The organism is Limnohabitans sp. G3-2, assembly GCF_002778275.1.
Lineage (GTDB): Bacteria > Pseudomonadota > Gammaproteobacteria > Burkholderiales > Burkholderiaceae_C > Limnohabitans_A.
Window position 1 is genome coordinate 176,970 of record NZ_NESG01000002.1, and the last position, 21,279, is coordinate 198,248.

At 59.4% G+C, this 21,279-nt stretch carries 22 protein-coding genes; 16 read left to right on the forward strand and 6 right to left on the reverse strand.

The genetic code is table 11. The features are described 5' to 3' along the window. Nucleotides 1–270: 270 nt before the first annotated feature. The gene (dnaA, locus tag B9Z31_RS02980) at nucleotides 271–1,671 is read right to left on the reverse strand and encodes a chromosomal replication initiator protein DnaA (protein WP_199174422.1); all 1,401 of its coding nucleotides are present in this window, start codon (nucleotides 1,669–1,671) and stop codon (nucleotides 271–273) included. A gap of 239 nt (nucleotides 1,672–1,910) precedes the next feature. On the opposite strand from dnaA, the gene rpmH reads away from it, so the two are divergent. From rpmH to B9Z31_RS03045, 12 genes are all read left to right on the forward strand, one after another. Next, a complete protein-coding gene (rpmH, locus tag B9Z31_RS02990; protein WP_005798102.1) occupies nucleotides 1,911–2,045 on the forward strand; it encodes a 50S ribosomal protein L34 in 135 nt (44 codons plus the stop codon). A gap of 67 nt (nucleotides 2,046–2,112) precedes the next feature. Beyond that, complete coding sequence (locus B9Z31_RS02995) at nucleotides 2,113–2,559, forward strand: ribonuclease P protein component (RefSeq protein WP_100118335.1); 447 nt, start codon at nucleotides 2,113–2,115, stop codon at nucleotides 2,557–2,559. Further along, a complete protein-coding gene (gene yidD / locus B9Z31_RS03000; RefSeq protein ID WP_199174431.1) occupies nucleotides 2,559–2,831 on the forward strand; it encodes a membrane protein insertion efficiency factor YidD in 273 nt (90 codons plus the stop codon). The genes B9Z31_RS02995 and yidD overlap by 1 nt, the downstream gene beginning before the upstream one ends. Next, entirely contained in the window at nucleotides 2,828–4,516 is a 1,689-nt protein-coding gene (gene yidC / locus B9Z31_RS03005) for a membrane protein insertase YidC (RefSeq protein WP_100118083.1), read from the forward strand. The genes yidD and yidC overlap by 4 nt, the downstream gene beginning before the upstream one ends. An 80-nt stretch (nucleotides 4,517–4,596) precedes the next feature. After that, complete coding sequence (gene mnmE / locus B9Z31_RS03010; protein ID WP_100118336.1) at nucleotides 4,597–6,009, forward strand: tRNA uridine-5-carboxymethylaminomethyl(34) synthesis GTPase MnmE; 1,413 nt, start codon at nucleotides 4,597–4,599, stop codon at nucleotides 6,007–6,009. A gap of 109 nt (nucleotides 6,010–6,118) precedes the next feature. Then, on the forward strand, nucleotides 6,119–7,099 hold the full coding sequence (locus B9Z31_RS03015) for a fatty acid desaturase family protein (RefSeq protein ID WP_100118084.1): 981 nt from the start codon (nucleotides 6,119–6,121) through the stop codon (nucleotides 7,097–7,099). Nucleotides 7,100–7,117: 18 nt separating this feature from the next. Then, a complete protein-coding gene (locus B9Z31_RS03020; protein WP_100118085.1) occupies nucleotides 7,118–7,900 on the forward strand; it encodes an SDR family NAD(P)-dependent oxidoreductase in 783 nt (260 codons plus the stop codon). A 210-nt stretch (nucleotides 7,901–8,110) separates the two neighbouring features. Beyond that, on the forward strand, nucleotides 8,111–8,887 hold the full coding sequence (locus B9Z31_RS03025) for an ABC transporter ATP-binding protein (RefSeq protein WP_100118086.1): 777 nt from the start codon (nucleotides 8,111–8,113) through the stop codon (nucleotides 8,885–8,887). After that, nucleotides 8,880–9,590 carry an ABC transporter ATP-binding protein gene (locus B9Z31_RS03030; RefSeq protein WP_100118087.1) on the forward strand — a complete coding sequence of 237 codons (711 nt, stop codon included), beginning with the start codon at nucleotides 8,880–8,882 and terminating at the stop codon, nucleotides 9,588–9,590. Before B9Z31_RS03025 ends, B9Z31_RS03030 begins: the two co-directional genes overlap by 8 nt. A gap of 24 nt (nucleotides 9,591–9,614) precedes the next feature. Continuing rightward, a complete protein-coding gene (locus tag B9Z31_RS03035; protein ID WP_100118088.1) occupies nucleotides 9,615–10,829 on the forward strand; it encodes an ABC transporter substrate-binding protein in 1,215 nt (404 codons plus the stop codon). 30 nt (nucleotides 10,830–10,859) lie between these two features. Next, nucleotides 10,860–11,747, forward strand: a complete 888-nt coding sequence (locus B9Z31_RS03040) for a branched-chain amino acid ABC transporter permease (RefSeq protein ID WP_199174432.1) — start codon at nucleotides 10,860–10,862, stop codon at nucleotides 11,745–11,747. Between the two features lie 4 nt (nucleotides 11,748–11,751). Beyond that, nucleotides 11,752–12,711, forward strand: a complete 960-nt coding sequence (locus tag B9Z31_RS03045) for a branched-chain amino acid ABC transporter permease (protein ID WP_100118090.1) — start codon at nucleotides 11,752–11,754, stop codon at nucleotides 12,709–12,711. Nucleotides 12,712–12,789: 78 nt separating this feature from the next. On the opposite strand, the gene B9Z31_RS03050 is transcribed toward B9Z31_RS03045, so the two are convergent. The 3 genes from B9Z31_RS03050 to B9Z31_RS03060 form a co-directional block, all read right to left on the reverse strand. Continuing rightward, the gene (locus B9Z31_RS03050) at nucleotides 12,790–13,305 is read right to left on the reverse strand and encodes a 2,4'-dihydroxyacetophenone dioxygenase family protein (RefSeq protein ID WP_100118091.1); all 516 of its coding nucleotides are present in this window, start codon (nucleotides 13,303–13,305) and stop codon (nucleotides 12,790–12,792) included. Nucleotides 13,306–13,510: 205 nt separating this feature from the next. Next, nucleotides 13,511–14,065, reverse strand: a complete 555-nt coding sequence (locus B9Z31_RS03055; RefSeq protein ID WP_100118092.1) for an adenine phosphoribosyltransferase — start codon at nucleotides 14,063–14,065, stop codon at nucleotides 13,511–13,513. 4 nt (nucleotides 14,066–14,069) lie between these two features. Beyond that, on the reverse strand, nucleotides 14,070–16,055 hold the full coding sequence (locus B9Z31_RS03060) for a monovalent cation:proton antiporter family protein (RefSeq protein ID WP_100118093.1): 1,986 nt from the start codon (nucleotides 16,053–16,055) through the stop codon (nucleotides 14,070–14,072). Between the two features lie 100 nt (nucleotides 16,056–16,155). On the opposite strand from B9Z31_RS03060, the gene B9Z31_RS03065 reads away from it, so the two are divergent. From B9Z31_RS03065 to lptC, 3 genes are read left to right on the forward strand one after another with little or no spacing between them, the layout of a single operon-like run. Then, the gene (locus tag B9Z31_RS03065) at nucleotides 16,156–17,133 is read left to right on the forward strand and encodes an SIS domain-containing protein (protein ID WP_100118094.1); all 978 of its coding nucleotides are present in this window, start codon (nucleotides 16,156–16,158) and stop codon (nucleotides 17,131–17,133) included. Nucleotide 17,134: 1 nt separating this feature from the next. Further along, nucleotides 17,135–17,713 (forward strand): HAD family hydrolase, encoded by a 579-nt coding sequence (locus B9Z31_RS03070; RefSeq protein WP_100118095.1) that lies wholly within the window; start codon nucleotides 17,135–17,137, stop codon nucleotides 17,711–17,713. After that, entirely contained in the window at nucleotides 17,710–18,309 is a 600-nt protein-coding gene (gene lptC / locus B9Z31_RS03075) for an LPS export ABC transporter periplasmic protein LptC (RefSeq protein ID WP_100118096.1), read from the forward strand. Before B9Z31_RS03070 ends, lptC begins: the two co-directional genes overlap by 4 nt. A 94-nt stretch (nucleotides 18,310–18,403) precedes the next feature. Here the strand turns inward: lptC and B9Z31_RS03080 are convergent, their stop codons facing one another. Next, entirely contained in the window at nucleotides 18,404–19,012 is a 609-nt protein-coding gene (locus tag B9Z31_RS03080; RefSeq protein ID WP_100118097.1) for an RNA-binding protein, read from the reverse strand. 230 nt (nucleotides 19,013–19,242) lie between these two features. Next, nucleotides 19,243–20,445, reverse strand: a complete 1,203-nt coding sequence (locus B9Z31_RS03085; protein ID WP_100118337.1) for an ammonium transporter — start codon at nucleotides 20,443–20,445, stop codon at nucleotides 19,243–19,245. A 184-nt stretch (nucleotides 20,446–20,629) separates the two neighbouring features. Here B9Z31_RS03085 and B9Z31_RS03090 point away from each other — a divergent pair, with 184 nt between their 5' ends. Further along, on the forward strand, nucleotides 20,630–21,193 hold the full coding sequence (locus B9Z31_RS03090; protein ID WP_100118098.1) for a TMEM165/GDT1 family protein: 564 nt from the start codon (nucleotides 20,630–20,632) through the stop codon (nucleotides 21,191–21,193). Nucleotides 21,194–21,279 lie beyond the last annotated feature (86 nt).

Genomic DNA, 21,279 nt, shown 5'->3' on the forward strand with positions numbered 1-21,279 from the left:
TGGTTCTTTTCAGGCGTCAGCCCAAGATGGGCTGATGGATGCAAACAGAATACATTTTCGCCGTTTTTCGGCTGTTTTTTCGCCCAAAACCCCCGATTGGGCATTCTTTTGCCGGGGATAGGCAGTGGCTTTGTGGGCGCAAGCCCCCCGCTCGCGAATACGGCGAAAGGCTTTGTGGGAGCGAGCCCCCGCTCGCGAATGACCGCACGGCCCCGGCGCCAGCATTCGGCTGCAGGGGCAGCCTCCTACAAGGGGGGAAACGGCGGGTCATCATCCCTTGAGGGTTTGTTCCAGCACGTGCAGCTGCTGGTTCAACTCGGTCATTTGCTGGCGCTCGGCATTGATTTTGCGCACGGCGTGCAGCACCGTGGTGTGGTCACGCCCACCAAACAGCTCGCCAATCTCGGGCAGGCTCTTTTGGGTCATTTCCTTGGCCAGGTACATGGCGATTTGGCGCGGGCGGGCAATGCTGGCCGGGCGCTTCTTGCTGTACATGTCGGCGACCTTGATCTTGTAATAGTCGGCCACGGTTTTCTGGATGTTTTCGACGCTGATCTGGCGGTTTTGAATCGACAGCAAATCTCGCAAGGCATCGCGGGCCAGCTGGATGGAGATTTCCTTCTGGTTGAAACGCGAATAGGCCAGGATTTTGCGCAACGCGCCTTCGAGCTCGCGCACGTTGGAGCGCACGTTTTTGGCCACGAAAAACGCCACTTCCTCGGGCATTTCACTGCCTTCGCTGATGGCTTTGTTGATCAGGATCGCCACGCGCATTTCCAGCTCGGGCGGCTCCATGGCCACCGTCAGGCCCGAATCAAAGCGCGAAACCAGCCGCTCGTGGATGTCGGCCAGGCCCTTGGGGTAGGTGTCACTGGTCATCACAATGTGCGATTTTTTGGCCAGCAAAGCCTCGAAGGCGTTGAAGAATTCTTCTTGCGTGCGGTCTTTGTTGGCGAAGAACTGCACATCGTCGATCAGCAGCAGATCGAGCGAGTGGTAATGGTGCTTGAACTCGTCAAAAGTCTTGCGTTGGTAGGCTTTAACCACATCCGACACAAACTGTTCGGCGTGGATGTACAAAACTTTGGCTTCGGGGCGGTCGGCCAGCAGTTTGTTGCCGATGGCGTGCATCAGGTGGGTCTTGCCCAAACCCACACCGCCATAGATGAACAAGGGGTTGTACAGGTGGCCCGGTGAGCCCGACACGTGCATGGCCGCCGCACGCGCCATGCGGTTGGCGGTGCCTTCGACCAAGTTGTCAAAAGTCAGCGCGGTATTGAGTCGGCTGCGGAAGGTGTTGGCCGCCGGCTCTTCGGGCAAATCGATCGGCTCAGGGCCGTTTTCCATCGAGGACGGTGTCGACTGCCTTGTAGGCCTGATGCCGACGTCACGCGGAGTGATCGCTAACTCTATTTGAACAGGATGGCCTTGCAGGCTTTCCAGCAAAGCCGCCAAACGACCCGCATACTGCGCGCGAATCCAGTCGAGTTTGAACCGGTTGGCCACAAACAAAGTCATGCGCAATTGGTCTTCCGACATTTGCGCGGTGAGCGGTTTGATCCAGGTGTTGAACTGCTGCTCGGGCAGCTCGCGGGACAGCTCGTCCACACAAGCCTGCCACAAAGCTTGGCCGGCATCCATCGGAAATTCTGGGGTGAGTCCCTCGGACATGTTGTATTTGTTTTTTGTGGACAGTTGAGAGAAAAATGGCAGAGAAATGAGGCTTATCAAGAGCTTATCCACATGCCGATGCGGGTTCTGAAGTCCATCATAAACCACATCGGCTCTGGCCGGGATCAGGGAACACCCGAAAAGCAAATGAGACTTTATTTGCCGGGGGCCCGAAAGTTTGCGATAATCTTGGGTTTCGCCCAAAGCTGATTCATGGCATTGGGCACAAAGGAAGAGTTATGAAACGCACCTACCAACCATCCAAGACACGTCGCGCCCGTACACACGGCTTTCTGGTTCGCATGAAAACCCGTGGCGGTCGCGCTGTGATCAATGCACGTCGCGCCAAAGGCCGCAAGCGTCTGGCTGTCTAATGCCTTTTCAACCGTGTGGCTGTGGCCTGTTGCCACGGCAGCCGGTTGATCTCAGGGTTTGGCCATCGTGCAGCGTTTGAAAACACGCCCACAGTTTCAGGCCGCCCTGGCGGGTGGAACAGTCTCGCGCACAGCGCACTTTGCGCTGCATCGCCTGACATTGACCCAACCCGCAGACACCCCCTTGGCACCTGCTGAACAAGTTGGGCCTGCACCTTCACAGGAGCAGGCCCTTTTTGGCTTGTTTGACGTTTGGCTGGGCGCCATGGTGCCCAAACGCTGGGCACGGCGGGCCGTGACGCGCAACGCCATCAAACGCCAGATCTACAACGTGAGCGAGCGCTTTGGCGATCGCTTGCCTGTGGCCGCCCATGTGGTTCGCTTGCGCACCACGTTTGACCGCCAACAATTCATCAGTGCAACGTCTGAGCACCTGAAGCTGGCAGTCCGCCAAGAGCTTGAGCAATTGTTCGAGCGGGCCACTCGCCCCCCAACACCAGAGGCTCGCGCATGATCATGCAGCGTTTCTTGATGGGTGTGGTGCGCGCTTACCGCCTGCTGCTGAGCCCCTGGTTAGGGTCGTCCTGCCGTTTCGAGCCCACTTGTTCGGCCTATGCCTTGCAAGCGCTCGAAAAACATGGCGCCGCCCAAGGCGCTTACCTCACGGTTCACCGTTTGGTGCGTTGCGGTCCTTGGTGCACCGGTGGTCATGACCCTGTTCCCTCGCAAGCGCCTCGCTTGTTTTCTGCTTTGTTTTCCCCTACTTCTTCAAAGAAGACCCCATGAACGATATTCGCCGCACCATCCTTTGGGTGATTTTTGGTTTTTCCATGGTCCTGCTGTGGGACCAATGGCAGCTTCACAACGGCAACAAGGCCACTTTCTTTCCGAAACCGGAAGTGGCTGCGCCGGCCAAAGCGCCTGGCGCACAGGCTGCCGGCGCCAACGCCCTGCCCACAGCTGCGCCTGCTGCGGTGGCCGCCACGCCTGGCCAAGTGCCCTCGTCTGTGCCCGCGGTCACCGCGGCACCCCGCGAAAAAATCGACGTGGCCACCGATGTCCTCAAGCTCAGCTTTGACACCGAAGGCGGCTCGTTGGTGCGCACAGAGTTCACCAAGCATGCCGACTTTGTCGACAGCACCAAGCCATTTGTCTTTCTTGACCAGAGCAGCAGCCGCGTGTATGTGGCCCAAACCGGCCTGATCGGCGGTGACTTCCCGACGCACAAATCGCCCATGAAGTTCAGCGGCGAACGCAGCTTGAAAGAAGGCCAAAACGAATTGACGCTGCGCTTCGAGTCCGATGCGCAAAATGGCGTGAAGCTGATCAAGACCTACACCCTGCAGCGTGGCAGCTATGCCATCGGCGTGAAGCACGAGGTGGTCAACTCTGGCACCACCAACGTGTCGCCTCAGCTGTATTTGCAATTGGTGCGCGACGGCAACAAGCCTGCGGGCGAATCCTCGTTCTATTCGACCTTCACCGGCCCGGCTGTGTATACCGAAGCCAAGAAGTACCACAAGGTGGAGTTCAGCGACATCGAAAAGAACAAAGCCGAAATCGACAAGTCATCGCCCAATGGTTATGTGGCCATGGTGCAGCACTACTTTGCGACAGCCTGGCTGCTGGCGGACGGCATTGCGCGTGAAAACTTCGTGCGCAAGGTCGACACCAACCTGTATGCCGTGGGCATGATCACCCCCTTGGCCGATGTGGCGCCTGGCCAATCCAAGAGTGTGAGCACACAGTTGTTCAGCGGCCCCCAAGAAGAAAAAGTGCTGGAAGCCTTGGCGCCTGGCCTGGATTTGGTGAAGGACTACGGCTGGTTGGCCATGCTGTCCAAGCCTTTGTACTGGTTGCTGGACAAGTTGTTCAGCTTCATTCAAAACTGGGGCTGGTCCATCGTGGCGCTGGTGCTCTTGCTCAAGATTGCTTTTTACTGGCTCAATGCGAAGGCCTACGCCAGCATGGCCAAGATGAAGGCCATCAACCCCAAGATCATGGAAATGCGCGAGCGCCTGAAAAACGATCCGCAAAAAATGCAGCAGGAGATGATGCGCATTTACCGCGAAGAAAAGGTCAACCCCATGGGTGGCTGCTTCCCGATCATGGTGCAAATTCCCGTGTTCATCGCTTTGTACTGGGTGCTGCTGTCCAGCGTCGAGATGCGCAATGCGCCTTGGATCTTGTGGATCAACGATCTTTCTGCGCCCGATCCGTTCTTCATCTTGCCCTTGGTCATGACCTTGACCACCTTGCTGCAGACCGCGCTCAACCCCGCGCCACCAGACCCGATGCAAGCCAAGCTGATGTGGATCATGCCCTTGGTGTTCTCGGTGATGTTCTTCTTCTTCCCAGCCGGCTTGGTGCTGTACTGGATCACGAACAACATCTTGTCGATCGCCCAGCAGTGGATGATCAACACCCGCATGGGCGTACCGCCGCAGTTCAACTTGCCCAAGTTCAAGTAAGAACCCCCAAGCAAAGGGCCGCGCAAGCGGCCTTTTTTTGCTTCACCCTGCCCAAGATCACCAAGATCACCAAGACCGCCATGCTTGCCAGACACCAAGAGCCCATCGTCGCCATCGCCACCGCGCCCGGTCGCGGAGCCGTGGGCATCGTGCGGGTGTCGGGCCGCCAACTGTCGTCGCTGATTCAGGCGCTGTGCGCTCGGCCACTCAAACCACGCGAAGCCACCTACCTGCCTTTTGCCGACGCGGACGGCAGCCCCATTGACCACGGCCTGGCGCTGCACTTTGTCGCGCCGCACTCCTTCACCGGCGAGGACGTGCTGGAGTTGCAAGCGCACGGTGGACCGGTGGTGTTGCAACTGCTGGTGGCGCGTTGCCTGCAGGCGGCGGCCGAATTGGACCCGGCCACAGGCCTGCCCCGATTGGCCGGTTTGCGCGTGGCGCAGCCGGGTGAGTTTTCTGAACGTGCTTTTCTGAACGACAAAATCGATCTGGCGCAAGCCGAAGCGATTGCCGACCTGATCGACGCCAGCACCGAGGCTGCAGCCCGCAGTGCCAGCCGGTCCTTGGCGGGTGATTTCTCCAAAGAAATCCATGTGCTGCGCGATGCCCTGATTCACCTGCGCATGTTGGTCGAGGCCACGCTGGACTTCCCGGAAGAAGAAATCGACTTTCTGCAAAAGGCCGATGCGCAGGGGCAATTGACGCGCCTGCAAACGGCACTGCTGACGGTGCTGGGCAAAGCCCGGCAAGGCGCATTGCTGCGCGAGGGCATCAAGGTGGTGATCGCGGGCCAGCCCAATGCGGGCAAGAGCTCGCTGCTCAACGCATTGGCCGGGGCCGAGCTGGCCATCGTCACGCCGATTGCAGGGACCACGCGCGACGTGGTGCAGCAAACCATTCAGATTGAAGGCGTGCCGCTGCATGTGATCGACACCGCCGGGCTGCGCGAAGGCGAGGGCGTGGACGAGGTGGAGCAAATCGGCATTGCCCGCGCCTGGGGGCAAATAGAAAACGCCGATGCCGTGCTGTTTTTGCACGACCTCACGCGCGTGGGCTTGCCCGGTTACGACTCGGCCGACGCGGACATTGCCACGGCGCTGAAAAGCCGCTTGCCGGCCAGCGTGGCCGTGCTCGATGTGTGGAACAAGGCCGACGCAGCCCATGCCTTGCCAGAGCGCCCTGGCCTGACGCTCTCGGCCCGAACCGGCGAAGGCCTGCAAGCCCTGCGCCAGCAACTGCTGCAACAAGCCGGTTGGCAACAAGCCAGCGAAGGGCTGTTCATGGCCCGCGAGCGCCATGTGCAAGCCCTGCACCGCGTGCGCGAGCATTTGGAAATGGCCGACGCCCACCTGGCCGCCCAAGCGCAAAACCTGGACCTGCTGGCCGAAGAGCTTCGCCTGGGCCAAAACGCCCTGAACGAGATCACGGGCGAGTTCAGCGCCGACGATTTGCTGGGCGTGATTTTTTCGAGCTTTTGCATCGGCAAGTGAGCCCGCCGCATGGCGCGAGGCCTCAGGGAAAGCCCCCAAAAGGTCACGCCTGTGACTATGCATCAAGGGCCAAAGGCACAAGATCGGTCTTATACCGAACCGCTTTGCCATGACCCCCGACACACAGCCCAGCCTGAGCCCCGAGCAAGACGCGTATCTGCGCGAGCGCTCGGACTGGATGGGCGCGTATTTGGTGCTGCACGCTTGGGGCGTGATCGCCTTGGCCATGGCGTTTTTCATCGCATGGCCCAACCCCTTGAGCTTCATCGCCGCCGTGGTGGTCATTGGTGGGCGGCAACTGGGCTTGGCCATTTTGATGCACGACGCAGCGCACCGCGCCTTGTTCAGAAACACCCGGCTCAATGACACGCTGGGTGCGTTTTTGTGCGGCTGGCCTGTGGGCGCGAGCCTCTCGCTTTACCGCCCCTACCACCTGAGCCACCACCGCCACACGCAACAAGCCGAAGACCCCGACCTGATTTTGTCGGCCCCCTTCCCCATCACAGTTCAAAGTTTTTGGCGCAAGATGCGGCGCGATATTTTGGGCATCACCGGCTACCAGCGCCGCTTGGAAATTTTCCGCATGGAGATGGGCGACAGCCCCAGCCGCTGGCTGCGCCTGAAAAAGCTGTGGGCGGCAGAAAAGTACTTCTTGCTCACCAATTTGGGCGTCTTCGCTGTCACCGCAGCGGCCGGCGTCTGGTGGGCTTATTTTGCTTTGTGGTTGCTGCCTTTGCTGACCTGGTACCAAGTGATCAGCCGCATCCGCAACATCGCTGAACATGCGGTGGTGGGGGACAACAACGACCGACTGCGCAACACGCGCACCACCTTGACGAACTGGGGCATGCGCATGGTGCTGGCCCCGTACTGGGTCAATTACCACTTGGAGCACCACCTCTTTGTGTTCACGCCCTGCTGGAAGTTGCCCGCCGCGCACAGGCTGCTGCTGGCGCAAGGTTTCAAACCGCGCATGGAGCTGGCGCAAGGGTATGGGCAGGTGCTGCGCAAAGCGGTGTCCAAACCCAACAGCGGCGACAGCGAGCACGGCACACCGAAGCGCCAGCGCCAGGGCGCGGCACTCATCTGATTCATCCAAGGATTGCACATGGCCAACCGCCTCAGCCAACAAGTGGCCATCGTCACCGGTGCCAGCCGCGGCATCGGCCGCGCCATCGCCGAAGCTTATGCGGCAGAGGGCGCCAGCTTGTGCTTGATCGCCACCGACATGGCCCGCCTGAACGAAGTCCAGGCATCGCTGGGCTTGCCTGCAGAGCGCGTCATGACGCTGGGCCTGAACGTGACCAATCGCGAGGCGTGCTTTGGCGCGGTGGCGCAAGTCGAACAACGCTTTGGCCGGGTGGATGTGTTGGTGAACAACGCGGGTGTTTACCGGGCCAAGTCCTTTCTTGACTATGCGCCACAGGACTTCCAGGACATGCTGGACGTGAACCTGTTTGGTGTGATGCATTTCATGCAAGCGGTGCTGCCGGGCATGCAGGCACGGCGACACGGGCGCATCGTCAACATGGCATCGACTGCTGGCAAATGGGGGTCGCGAAACCAAAGCGCTTACAACGTGAGCAAACACGCCGTGGTGGGCCTGACGCGTTGCGTCGCCCTGGAGGCGAGCCCCCACAACGTGACAGTGAATGCCATCTGCCCCGGCTTCATCCAGACCGACATGGTCGAGGAACTCAAAGCGCAGGTGGCCCACAGCTCGGGCATGACGGGGGAGGAACTGGTCAAAGCCGCTTTGGCGCGAGTGCCTCTGGGCCGCATCCTGAACCCCAGCGAAATTGCGGGTTTGGCGGTGTACCTGGGATCGGCGGAATCGAGTGGCATGACCGGTCAAAGCATTCATGTCGACGGCGGCATGGTGATGTATTGAGAACAAAGCGTCCGATTCCCTGCCTCCAACCAGGGCTTTTCACACGCCTGCCAATCTTCTGGTCCCTACAAGAAGCTGACCTCTGAGAGCGAAACGCGACGAATTCGTCGCGCACGAGACAGCACATCGGGATAACCATGTACTCGGTATTTTTTCCTCGCCACAGAATCCGCCTGTTCTTTGTTCTTTGTTGTCCAGGTAAAAAACTCAATGGCTGACGAAATCATTCTCGAAACCCGAGGGCTCATCAAGGAGTTCAAGGGTTTTGTGGCGGTCAACGGTGTTGATCTGCGTGTCAAGCGCGGTCAAATACACGCCTTGATCGGCCCCAATGGCGCAGGCAAAACCACGGTGTTCAACCTCTTGACCAAGTTTTTGATCCCGACCAAGGGGCAAATCTTGTTCAACGGCCACGACATCACCCCCGAAAAACCCTCGCAGGTGGCACGGCGCGGCATTGTGCGGTCCTTCCAAATTTCAGCCACCTTCCCCAACCTCACGGTGATGGAAAACGTGCGCATCGGTTTGCAACGGGCCACGGGCACATCGATGCATTTCTGGCGCTCTGAACGCAGCCTGAACGAGCTCAACGACAAAGCCATGGCCTTGCTGGACCAGGTGGACCTGGGCGGCATGGCCGATCTGACCGCGGTCGAGTTGCCTTATGGCCGCAAACGCGCATTGGAGATCGCCACCACCTTGGCCATGGAGCCCGAGTTGATGCTGCTGGACGAGCCCACGCAGGGCATGGGCCATGAAGACGTGGACCGCGTGACACAGCTGATCAAAAAAGTGGGTGCCAACCGCACCATCTTGATGGTGGAACACAATATGAACGTGGTCTCCAAAATTGCCGACACCATCAGCGTGTTGCAACGTGGACAAGTGATTGCCGAAGGCCCTTACGCCGTGGTGTCGCAGAACCCGCAAGTGCTCGAAGCCTACATGGGCACGACGGACAACCAGCTGGAGGGTGCCCATGGCTGAGCCCAAAGAAATGCTGCGCATCAGCAATCTGCAAGCCTGGTACGGCGAGTCGCACATCCTGCACGGGGTGAACCTGACGGTGAACGAAGGCGAGGTGGTGACACTGTTGGGACGCAACGGCGCTGGTCGCACCACCACCGTCAAATCTATTTTGGGCTTGGTGGGCAAGCGCACGGGCTCCATCACCATCAACGGCCAAGAAACCGTGAATTGGGCGCCCCACCAGATCGCCAAACTCGGCATCGGTTACTGCCCTGAAGAGCGCGGCATCTTCTCGGCATTGACTTGCGAAGAAAACCTGTTGCTGCCGCCCGTGATTGCCCCCAACGGCATGTCGGTGGAAGAAATCTACGACATGTTCCCCAACTTGCTCGAGCGCCGCAACAGCCCGGGCACGCGCCTGTCGGGCGGCGAGCAGCAAATGCTCGCGGTGGGCCGGATCTTGCGCACGGGTGCTCGGTTTTTGCTGCTCGACGAAATTTCAGAAGGCTTGGCGCCCGTCATTGTGCAGGCCCTGGCCCGCATGATCACGGCCCTCAAAGCCAAGGGCTTCACCATCATCATGGTGGAGCAGAACTTCCGGTTTGCCGCCCCCTTGGCGGATCGGTTTTACGTGATGGAACATGGTCAGATGGTCGAGAGCTTCACCTCACAAGAGCTCTCCTCCAAGATGGGCATGTTGAACGAGTATTTGGGTGTCTGATTTTTTCTAACTGGAGACAAAACGATGAAACGCAAACTTCTTTCCCTGGCCACTATGGCCGCCTGCGCCTTCGCTGGCGGTGCGCAAGCCCAAATCTCTGACGGCATCGTCAAGATCGGCGTGCTCAACGACATGTCGGGTCTTTACTCCGACATCACGGGCCCAGGCTCGGTGACGGCCGCCAAGATGGCCGTTGAAGACTACATGAAAGCCACCAAGAGCACGCTCAAAGTGGAAATCGTCGGTGCTGACCACCAGAACAAACCCGACGTCGGCTCCAACGTGGCGCGCCAGTGGTTTGACACCGACAAAGTCGACATGATCGCCGACGTGCCCACGTCTTCGGTGGGTTTGGCCGTGGCCAAAATTGCCAGCGACAAAGGCAAACTGCATGTGAACTCTGGCTCGGCCACAGCCGACCTGTCGGGCAAGGCTTGCAACGCCAACACCATCCACTGGGCCTATGACACCTGGATGCTGGCCAACGGCACCGGCAAAGCCATCGTCAAAAGCGGTGGTGACACCTGGTTCTTCTTGACCGCTGACTACGCTTTCGGTCACGCCCTGGAGCGCGACACCGAAGCCGTGGTGGTCAAGAACGGCGGCAAAGTGGTGGGCAAAGTGCGCACCCCATTCCCCACACAAGACTTCTCTTCTTTCTTGCTGCAAGCACAAGCGTCCAAAGCCAAGATCATTGGTTTGGCCAACGCGGGCGGTGACACCACCAACTCGATCAAGCAAGCGGCCGAGTTCGGCATCACCAAAGGCGGCCAAAACCTGGCGGGCCTGTTGGTCTTCTTGCCCGACGTGCACTCGCTGGGTCTGAACATTGCGCAAGGCCTGATGTTGACCGAGACCTTCTACTGGGACCTGAACGACAACACCCGCGCATTCAGCAAGCGTTTCGCAGCGCTGCAAGGCGGCAAGTACCCCTCGATGGTGCAAGCGGGCGTTTACTCCAGCGTCATCCACTACCTGAAGGCCGTGGACGCTGCCAAAACCGATGACGGCACCAAAGTCGCCGCCAAGATGAAAGAGTTGCCCACGGACGACCCCTTGTTCGGCAAAGGCAGCGTGCGCCCAGACGGCCGCAAGATCCACCCCGCTTACCTGTTCCAGGTCAAGAAGCCGGCTGAATCCAAAGGCCCATACGACTACTACAAGCTGGTGGCCACCATCCCTGCCAACGAGGCCTTCCGCCCATTGGCCGAGAGCGATTGCCCATTGGTCAAGAAGTAATCAAACCACTTTGTTCAAGCAAGTCGAATCATCATGGAAATCTTTGGCATACCTTCGCAAGCCCTGTTTGGGCAATTGCTGATCGGGCTGATCAACGGCTCTTTTTACGCATTGCTTTCGCTGGGCCTGGCCGTGATTTTCGGCTTGCTGAACATCATCAACTTCACGCACGGCGCCCAGTACATGCTGGGCGCCTTCGTGGCCTATCTGGGTTTGACCAAACTCGGCATCAATTACTGGGTTGCGCTCGTTGTGACCCCTGTGGTGGTGGGGGCCACCGGCATGCTGATTGAGCGCACCATGCTCAAACAGCTGTACAAGCTGGACCATCTGTATGGCCTGCTGCTCACCTTCGGTCTGGCCCTGATCATCCAGGGTTTGTTCCGCCACGAATTCGGCTCTTCGGGCATGCCTTATCCGGTGCCCGAAGTCTTCAAAGGTGCCTTCAACACCGGCTTCATGTTCCTGCCCAAGTACCGGGCCTGGGTCATTGTGGCGTCGCTGGTGGTGTGCTTGACCACCTGGTACGTCATCGAGCGGACCAAACTGGGCGCTTATCTGCGCGCGGCCACAGAAAACCCCAGCTTGGTGCAGGCATTTGGCATCAACGTGCCGCGCATGATCACCCTGACCTATGGCTTCGGCGTCGGTCTGGCCGCTTTTGCAGGGGTCATGGCTGCGCCCATTTACCAGGTCAACCCCACCATGGGCGCCGACATCATCATCGTGGTGTTTGCCGTGGTCGTGATTGGCGGCATGGGCTCCATCATGGGCGCCATCCTGACGGGTTTTGGTCTGGGCCTGATTGAAGGCCTGACCAAGGTGTTCTACCCCGAAGCATCCAGCACGGTGATTTTCATCATCATGACCATTGTTCTCTTGATCAAGCCTGCCGGATTGTTCGGCACCCAGAAATAAGACCATGACCACAGTCTCGACGCCCTCCTACAAGACCCAGTCATTCACCCACCAGTGGGTGGCTTTCACCATCATGGTGCTGGTGCTGGTCATCGCCCCGATTTGGGTTTATCCGATCTTTCTGATGAAGGTCATGTGCTTTGCCCTGTTTGCATGCGCCTTCAATTTGCTGATCGGTTTTGGTGGCCTTCTGTCTTTTGGCCACGCCATGTTTTTGGGCACCGCCGGCTATGCGGCGGCACACGCCGCCAAAGTCTGGGGTTGGAACCCCGAACTGGCGGTGTTGTTTGCCACCGCCTGCTCTGGGCTGCTGGCCTTGGTCACGGGCATGCTGGCCATTCGTCGGCAAGGCATTTACTTCGCCATGATCACCTTGGCGTTTTCTCAGATGGTGTTCTTCTTCTACCTGCAAACGCCTTTTACAGGGGGTGAGGACGGCATCCAGTCGGTGCCGCGTGGCAAGTTGTTTGGCGTGTTCGATTTGTCCGAAAACTCGGCCATGTATGTGTTTGTGCTGGCCATCTTCTTGTCCGGTTTTGCACTGATTTGGCGCATCATTTATTCGCCTTTTGGCCAGATTCTCAAGGCCATCCGCGAAAACCAGGACCGTGCGATCTCGCTGGGCTATGACACCGACATGTTCAAGCTGATCGCTTTTGTGATCTCCGGCGCCTTGGCGGGCACGGCTGGCGCCACCAAATCGCTGGTGTTCCAGTTGGCCTCGCTGACCGATGTGCATTGGTCCATGTCGGGTGAGGTGGTGCTGATGACCCTGCTGGGCGGTTTGGGCACTTTGTTTGGGCCCGTGTTGGGCGCTGCCGTGATCGTGAGCATGCAAAACTACCTGGCCCAGTTTGGCGCATGGGTCACCATCATCCAGGGTGTGATCTTTGTGATCTGCGTGCTGGCTTTCCGCCGCGGCATCATTGGCGAAATTGCCAACTGGATCAAGAAACCGCTTTGATCTCGGACCTCACTTGGGTGCGAGGCTCCCATAAAAAATCGCCCCTGGAGGCGGTTTTTTATGGTCTGGCATCTGGCTTCAACGCATGAAGGTTTTGACGTAATCGGCCCCCAAGCCCACGGCCTCAAAGTGAGCACGGTATTTCTCGATGCGGGTGAAGACGTCGTCATAACCTGTCGCGTTGCCTTGGGTGTCCACATACATCAGCGCGCCATGCACGGTGAACATCGTGACCATGTCCTGGCAATCGTCGGGTACCACCAGTGTGTGGGTTTCGCCCGGGGGTTCGAACACATAACTGCCTTCTTCGGCCACCCAGTCGTGTTCCAGATACAACCATTTGCCGCGCAGCACATGCGCATGCACCATGCCGGAATGCCGGTGGCGCTGCAGCAAACCCGAACGCTTCACTTTGAGCAGGTGCACATAAAAACCGCCCGTCACATTCAGGTGCAAGGGACGTGACCAGATGCCTGGCGCGACAGGCGCCCACAGGCGTTCGTCTTCGGTCTGCACATCGTGCACCACCATGTCAGGGGCCATGCCCCAAGGTTGTGGTTTGGCATAAGGCTGGCGGTCGTCAGCGTCGCTCATCGGTGTCTCTCCATTCAACTGTTCGCCACCTTAGCGCCAAGAGTTCCGCGTGTCTGCTCTTTGGGTGACAGCCGCTCTGGCGCTGCGTGGAACCATGAAGCCATGCGCACAGCTCACACCTGCCCCGACTGCGTCCAGGTTCTGGCGTTTGACATTTTTGCCGCTGCCTGGGACTGGCGGGGCAGCACCGGCGTTGCTGACTCCCTCAGTGGCCGTCGTAGGCCACCAAGGTGAACAGCTGCAAGCCGGCGTCTCGCAAGCGCTGCGAGCCCCCTAGCTCGGGCAAGTCGACAATGGCCGCGCCCTCGATCACGGTGGCCCCGAGTTTTTCGAGCAGCTTCTTGCCCGCCATCATGGTGCCGCCCGTGGCGATCAGGTCGTCCACCAGCAGCACACGCTGGCCAGGTTGAACGGCATCGGTGTGCAACTCCACCGTGGCACTGCCATATTCCAGCGCGTAGGTTTCTTCCACCGTGGTGAAGGGCAGCTTGCCTTTTTTCCGAATGGGCACAAAACCCAGCCCGAGCTCGTAGGCCACGACCGAGCCCAAAATGAACCCCCGCGCGTCAAGGCCCGCCACCACATCGGGGCGCAAGGCCGGGTGCATGTAGCGGTGGACAAACGCATCGATCAGCACGCGAAAGACGCGCGGGTCTTGCAACAGCGGCGTGATGTCTCGGAACTGAACGCCTGGCTCAGGCCAGTCGGGCACGGTGCGGATGTGGCTTTTCAAATAGTCGTTGACGTTCAGTTCGTCCATCGCATTAACCTCGCAAGAGTTTTTCTTCGGCAATGGCCAAGGTTTCGGATTTACCCGAGAGCACCAGCGTGTCGCCAGAGAACAATTCGGTGTCTTCGCTGACCTTTTCTGACTGGCCATTGGCGCGGCGCAGGTTCACCACACGCACGCCCATGGCATGAAAAGCCAGGTCTTGGATCCGCTTGCCCAACCAGGGCGAAGCCAAAGGCAAGCCCACAGTGGTCAGGCGCTCGTGGTCTATTTCGTCCAAGGTGTCGTCGTCCGCGCCATGGAAGTAGCCGCGCAACAAGTTGTAGCGGGCATCCCGCTGCTCTTGCACGATGCGGATGACGCGGCGCATGGGCACGCCCACCAGCGCCAGCGCATGGCTGGCCAGCATGAGCGAGCCCTCGATCGCTTCGGGCACCACTTCGGTCGCCCCCGCGAGCTGCAGTTTTTCCAGATCCAGGTCGTCTTGCGTGCGCACGATCACCGGCACTTGCGGTGCATGGCTGTGGGTGTGGTCCAGCACCTTCATGGCCGCGGGCACATCCAGGTAGGTGATCACCACCGCACTGGCGCGGGCCAGACCTGCGGCCATCAGTGACTGCAGGCGTGCAGCGTCGCCATACACGACGGAGTCCCCTGCCGCAGCAGCTTGGCGCACCCGGTCCGGGTCCAGGTCAAGCGCCATATAGGGGATGTTTTCTTTTTCGAGCATGCGCGCCAGGTTCTGGCCGCAACGCCCATAGCCGCAAATGATGACGTGCTTGCTGGTGTTGATCGATTTGCGGGCGATGGTGGTCATCTGCAAGGACTGTTGCAACCACTCGCTGGCCACCACCTTGAGCACGATGCGGTCGCTGTGCATGATGATGAAGGGCGTGGCCATCATGGACAGCACCATGCTGGCCAGAACAGGGTTGAGCAAGGTGGGCGGAATGATGTGGCTTTGCGCTCCCAGGGTGAGCAAAACGAAGCCAAATTCTCCCGCTTGCGCCAAGTACAAACCCGTGCGCAGAGCCACCCCGTTGCTGGCCCCCGTCATTTTGGCCAGGGCGGCCACCAACACCAACTTGAAGAGCACCGGCAAGGTGGTGAGCAACAGCACCAGAGGCCAGCGGTCCACCACAATATGCCAGTCCAGCAGCATGCCAATGGTGATGAAAAACAGGCCCAACAACACATCGTGGAAAGGCCGGATGTCCAGCTCCACCTGGTGCTTGTATTCGGTCTCTGAAATCAGCATGCCCGCGACAAAGGCGCCCAGCGCCAAGCTCAGGCCGGCCAATTCAGTGATCCAGGCCAAGCCCAGCGTGACCAACAGCAAATTCAGCACAAACAGCTCTTCGCTTTTGCGTCGCGCCACCAAAGTCAGCCACCAACGCATGACCCTTTGGCCGCCCGTCATCAGCACAGTGATCAGCACCGTGGCCTTGGCCGCTGCCAAGAGCAAGGCGGGAATCATCTCTTCAGCCGGGGCACTCAAGGCCGGGATCATCACAATCAGCGGCACCACCGCCAAGTCTTGGAACAGCAACACACCGACCACGCGCTTGCCGTGCTCGGACTCCAGCTCCAGCCGGTCGGCGACCAGCTTGATGACGATCGCCGTGCTGCTCATGGCCATGGCACTCGACAGTGCCAAGGCGGTTTGCCATTCCATTTTCCACAGCGATGGGGCCAGCGTGGCCACAAACAGCGAAAACACGGTCACGATGAGCAAGGTCAGCAACACCTGCAGCAAACCCAGACCAAACACATGTTTGCGCATCGAGCGCAACTTGGGCAGGTTGAACTCCAGCCCGATCACGAACATCAAAAAGACCACGCCGAACTCGGCCAGATGCTTCACGCCCTCAGAGTTTTGTGCGAGGGCCAGCGCATTGGGGCCAATCACCACGCCCACGGCCAAATAACCCAACATGGGCGGCAACTTGAGCATGCGGCAGCCGACCACGCCCAGCACGGCGGCCAACAAATACAACAAGGTCAATTCCAAAGCGCCCATGTGTTGATGTTAACAAGCGCATGTGACGGCTGGCGCTCTACACGGCATCTTGTCAGGGCATGTGCGCAACACCCACATGAGCGCCCGATAAAATGGCCCCATGCCTGTCAATTCCGCCCACACCCTTCAGCTCGCACGCGAGACCCTGGACATCGAAGCGGCCGCTTTGCTGCAAGCGAAAATCCGTTTGGACGATCGCTTTGTCGATGCGGTCAGCTTGGTGCTGGGCATTCAAGGCCGGGTGGTGGTCACCGGCATGGGCAAGAGTGGCCACATTGGCCACAAGATTGCCGCCACACTGGCCTCGACCGGAACCCCAGCCATGTTTGTCCACCCCGGAGAAGCCAGCCATGGCGATCTGGGCATGATCCAGGCCATCGACGTGGTTCTGGCCATCTCGAACAGTGGCGAGAGCGACGAGCTGGTGGCGATTTTGCCGGTCCTCAAGCGCTTGGGCGTGCCCCTGCTGGCCATGACCGGCGGGCTGACTTCCTCACTGGCGCGCCACGCCGACATCGTGCTCGACTGCTCTGTCGACAAAGAGGCCTGTCCCCTGAACCTGGCGCCGACCGCCAGCACCACCGTGCAACTGGCCATGGGTGATGCTTTGGCCGTGGCGCTCCTGGATGCCCGTGGCTTCAAACCCGAAGACTTTGCCCGCTCCCACCCCGGTGGCGCTTTGGGACGCAGGCTGCTCACGCATGTGGCCGACGTGATGCGCCAAGGCGATGCGGTGCCCCAGGTCGGCCCCGACGCTGCCTTCACCGCGCTCATGCGGGAGATGAGCCACAAAGGGCTGGGGGCGACCTCTGTCACCGATACCGATGGGCGCGTGTTGGGCATCTTCACGGATGGCGACTTGCGCCGCCTGATTGAAAAAGGCACGGACCTGCGCGAGCTGAAAGCCTGCGATGTGATGCACACCAAGCCGCACACGATCCGAGCGGGCGCATTGGCCGTCGAGGCCGCCGAGATGATGGAGCAGCGCCGCATCACCAGCATTTTGGTGCTGGACGATGACGGGCGGCTGTGCGGCGCCCTCAACACCAACGACCTCATGCGGGCCAAGGTGATCTGAGATGCAAACACTGGTCCCCGCCTTGAACTACCCACCCGAGTTGCTCTTGCAAGCGCAAGGCATCCGCGTGGTGTTTTTCGATGTCGATGGCGTGCTCACCGACGGCGGTCTGTACTTTTCCGAATCGGGCGAGACGCTCAAGCGTTTCCACGCGCTGGACGGTCAAGGCCTGAAATTGCTGCAGCAAGTGGGCATCACCCCGGTGGTGATCACCGGGCGCGACACGCCCGCACTGCGCTTGCGCTTGAAAGCCCTGGGCATCACCCACGCGCGTTTTGGCACCGAAGACAAGTGCCCCGCTGCCGAGGCATTTTTGCAAACCCTGGGGCTCCAATGGTCTCAAGCCGCGGCCATGGGCGATGACTGGCCCGATTTGCCCGTCATGCAACGGGCCGCCTTGGCTTGCGCGCCCTCCAATGCCCACGCACAAGCCAAGGCGGTGGCCCACCACATCACCGCCGAACGCGGTGGCGAAGGTGCCGCTCGGGCTTTGTGTGACTTGCTTTTGGTGGCCAGCGGCCATTACGCGACACTGTTGGCCCAGGTTGGCGTGAGCGCCCACACAGGACCGTCTGCATGAAACTGCGCCGTCTCCTGGATGCATTGAGCGTTTACATGCCCTTGATCGTGTTGGCTTTGCTGGCCTCTGGGAGTTGGTGGTTGGTGCGCAGCGTGCCGTCCCTGAGCAGCACCCTGGCCAACAAGCCGGTACGGCAGGATCCCGATTACCGACTCAGCCAGTTTTCCGTCAAGTCATTCAACAAAGATGGCCAAATGACGCGGGAAGTTTCCGGAGAAAGTGCCCAACATTTCCCCGCCACAGATGCGCTGCACATCGAAAAAATCCGCATTTTTTCTCAAAATGAAAAAAATGACCGCATGGATGCGCAAGCCCAGCAAGGCATTGCCAGCGACGATGGCACACAGATCACCTTGCTCGGTCGCGCACAAGCCATCCAATATGCAAGGGACACGCGCCCCCAAATCGAACTGCATGGCGAACGCTTGGTCGCCTTGCCAGATGAAGACAAGGTGGTGTCCGACGATCCCGTGCGCATCATCCGTGGTCGCGACGTCTTCACGGCCGACAGCATGAACTTCAACAGCCACAGCGGCGAATACCTCTTGCAAGGGCGCGTGAAGGGCAGCGTGATGCCCAAAACAAGCAAGCCCTGAGAAGGACCCGTCCGCTCCAGAAACGACAAAGCCCTGAAACCAGGGCTTTGCTTTTTGGCCAAAGGCCGCTCGTGAGAGCGGCTGGGGTCATGCATCAGTAGTTGTTGTCACCACCGTAACCACCACCGCCGCCTTCACGGCGTCCACCGCCGCGGGGACCGGCACCGTAGGGGCTGCGGAAACCGCCGCCACCGCCTTCGCCGCCGCCCTCACGACGGCCGCCGTAGCCACCGCCGCCTTCACGGCCGCCGCCGTAGCCGCCACCGCCTTCGCGGCCGCCACCATAACCACCACCACCTTCACGCGGCGCACCGTAACCGCCGCCGCCTTCGCGACCGCCGCCGTAGCCACCACCGCCGCCGCCATAACCGCCGCCACCGCCTTCACGACGGCCGCCACCGTAGCCACCGCCACCGCCACCAAAACCACCGCCACCCGAGCGTGGAGGACGTGCTTCCATGGGGCGGGCTTCGTTCACCACCGCATTGCGGCCACCCAAAGGCTGGCCATTCATGCCATTGATCGCAGCTTGCGCTTCAGCATCGCTGCCCATTTCCACAAAGCCAAAGCCCTTGGACCGACCGGTGTCACGTTCCATCATGACTTTGGCGCTGGTGACAACACCGAATTCACTGAAGGCTTGTTCCAGATCGCTGTCACGAACCGAATAAGGCAGGTTGCCGACGTAAAGTTTATTGCCCATGAAAGGGACTCCTCAAAACACAGATATAAAAGCGATGGGGCTCCGACAACGCATTCGATAGACCTGAAAACATCTCATGAAAAGCGAAACTGATGGGGTCACCGCAAACAGAACTTCCTAGTTTGCCACCAGGAAGTATCCGGATTATGAGAGAAAAAACCCAGCAAAATGCAAGAGGGAAACCCCCTTACACCCTCTGAAAACAGGGCTTGGCAGGGCGATGTGTTGTTTTACCAACTCACTTCGCGGTCCGGTGTGGCACTGATTTTGTGAATGCTCAAATCTGCACCGTCATATTCTTCTTCTTGGCTGAGTTTCAAACCCAGGGTCATTTTGAGGAGGCCATAAATCACCACACCACCCAACAAGGCCCAAGCGACACCCATGGCCGTTCCGATCAGCTGGGCTGACAAATTAACGCCGCCCAAACCGCCCAAACTGCTCGTGCCAAAAATGCCTGCGGCAATGCCGCCCCAAGCACCACAAACACCGTGCAAGGGCCAAACGCCCAAAACGTCATCGATCTTCCACTTGTTTTGCGTCAGGGTGAACATGACCACGAACAAACCGCCGGCCACCGCACCCACCACCAGCGCACCAAATGGGTGCATCAAGTCCGATCCCGCACACACGGCCACCAAACCGGCCAAAGGACCGTTGTGCACAAAACCGGGGTCATTTTTGCCCATCAACAATGCGACCAGCGTGCCGCCCACCATGGCCATCAAGGAGTTGACCGCCACCAAGCCGGAAATTTTGTCGAGTGTTTGCGCACTCATCACGTTGAAGCCAAACCAGCCCACGATCAAAATCCACGAACCCAAGGCCAAAAACGGGATGCTGGAAGGGGGGTGTGCCGACACCTGACCGTCTTTGCGGTAACGGTTGTAACGCGCACCCAAAAGCACCACAGCAGGCAAAGCAATCCAGCCGCCCATGGCGTGCACCACCACCGAGCCGGCGAAATCATGGAACTCATCGCCCGTGACCGCCTTGATCCAGGCCTGCACGCCAAAGTGCTGGTTCCAAGCGATGCCCTCAAAGAAGGGGTAAACAAAGCCAACGATCACCGCGGTGGCAATGAGTTGGGGCCAAAACTTGGCACGCTCGGCAATGCCGCCCGAAATGATGGCCGGAATGGCCGCCGCAAAGGTCAGCAAGAAAAAGAACTTGACCAAGTCGTAACCGTTTTTGGCAGCGAGTTGCTCGGCGCCGACAAAAAATGTGGTGCCATAGGCCACGCTGTAACCGACCACAAAATAGACGACCGTGGACACCGAGAAGTCGACCAAGATCTTCACCAAGGCATTGACCTGGTTCTTTTTGCGGACGGTGCCCAACTCCAAGAACGCAAAACCAGCGTGCATGGCCAAGACCATGATCCCGCCCAACAATATGAATAGCGCATCCGCGCCCTGTTTCAGTGCTTCCATGACCATCTCTTCAGGAGTTTTGATTTAAATTGGTGCATAAAGGCCATTGCAGCCTTTGGCGCACCAAACCAAAGCAAGAAACAAGCCCAAATTGATGCATGCTAAGCTCCTGGGGCCTTGGGGCCCAAGATCACTCGCGTAAGATGGGTTTTTTGAATGCCGCGGCACACCGCACACACACCTTATGGAAGCCTTCCTCGTCTCTACCGGCATCGTGGCCTTGGCCGAAATGGGCGACAAAACCCAGCTGTTGTCGCTGGTGCTGGCGGCTCGTTTTCGCAAGCCTTGGCCCATCGTGCTGGGGATTTTGGTGGCCACTTTGGCGAACCACGGCTTGGCGGGTGCGGTGGGCAGCTGGATCACGACGGTCATGGGACCGGACGTGCTGCGCTGGGTGCTGGGCGCATCCTTCATCGCCATGGCGGTGTGGATGCTGATTCCCGACAAACTGGACGACGATGAGGGCGACAAAGCCCCCCGCATGGGCGTTTTCCTGACGACGGTGGTGGCCTTCTTTTTGGCCGAAATGGGGGATAAAACCCAAATCGCCACCATCATGCTGGCCGCCCAATACAACGCGTGGCTCATGGTGGTGGCAGGCACCACGCTGGGCATGATGCTGGCCAACGCCCCCGTGGTGTGGCTCGGCGACGCCATCACCCGGCGCGTGCCGCTGCGCATTGTCCACTGGGTGTCGGCGGGTATTTTTGCCCTGTTGGGCAGCGCAGCCTTGATCGGCTGGGGCTGATTTATACTTTCATGGCGCCGATTTGCTCCAGCTTGCGGGCGCAGGAATGCTCGGCATTCCAAAATGCAGCTAAAGAGGCAGAGCCC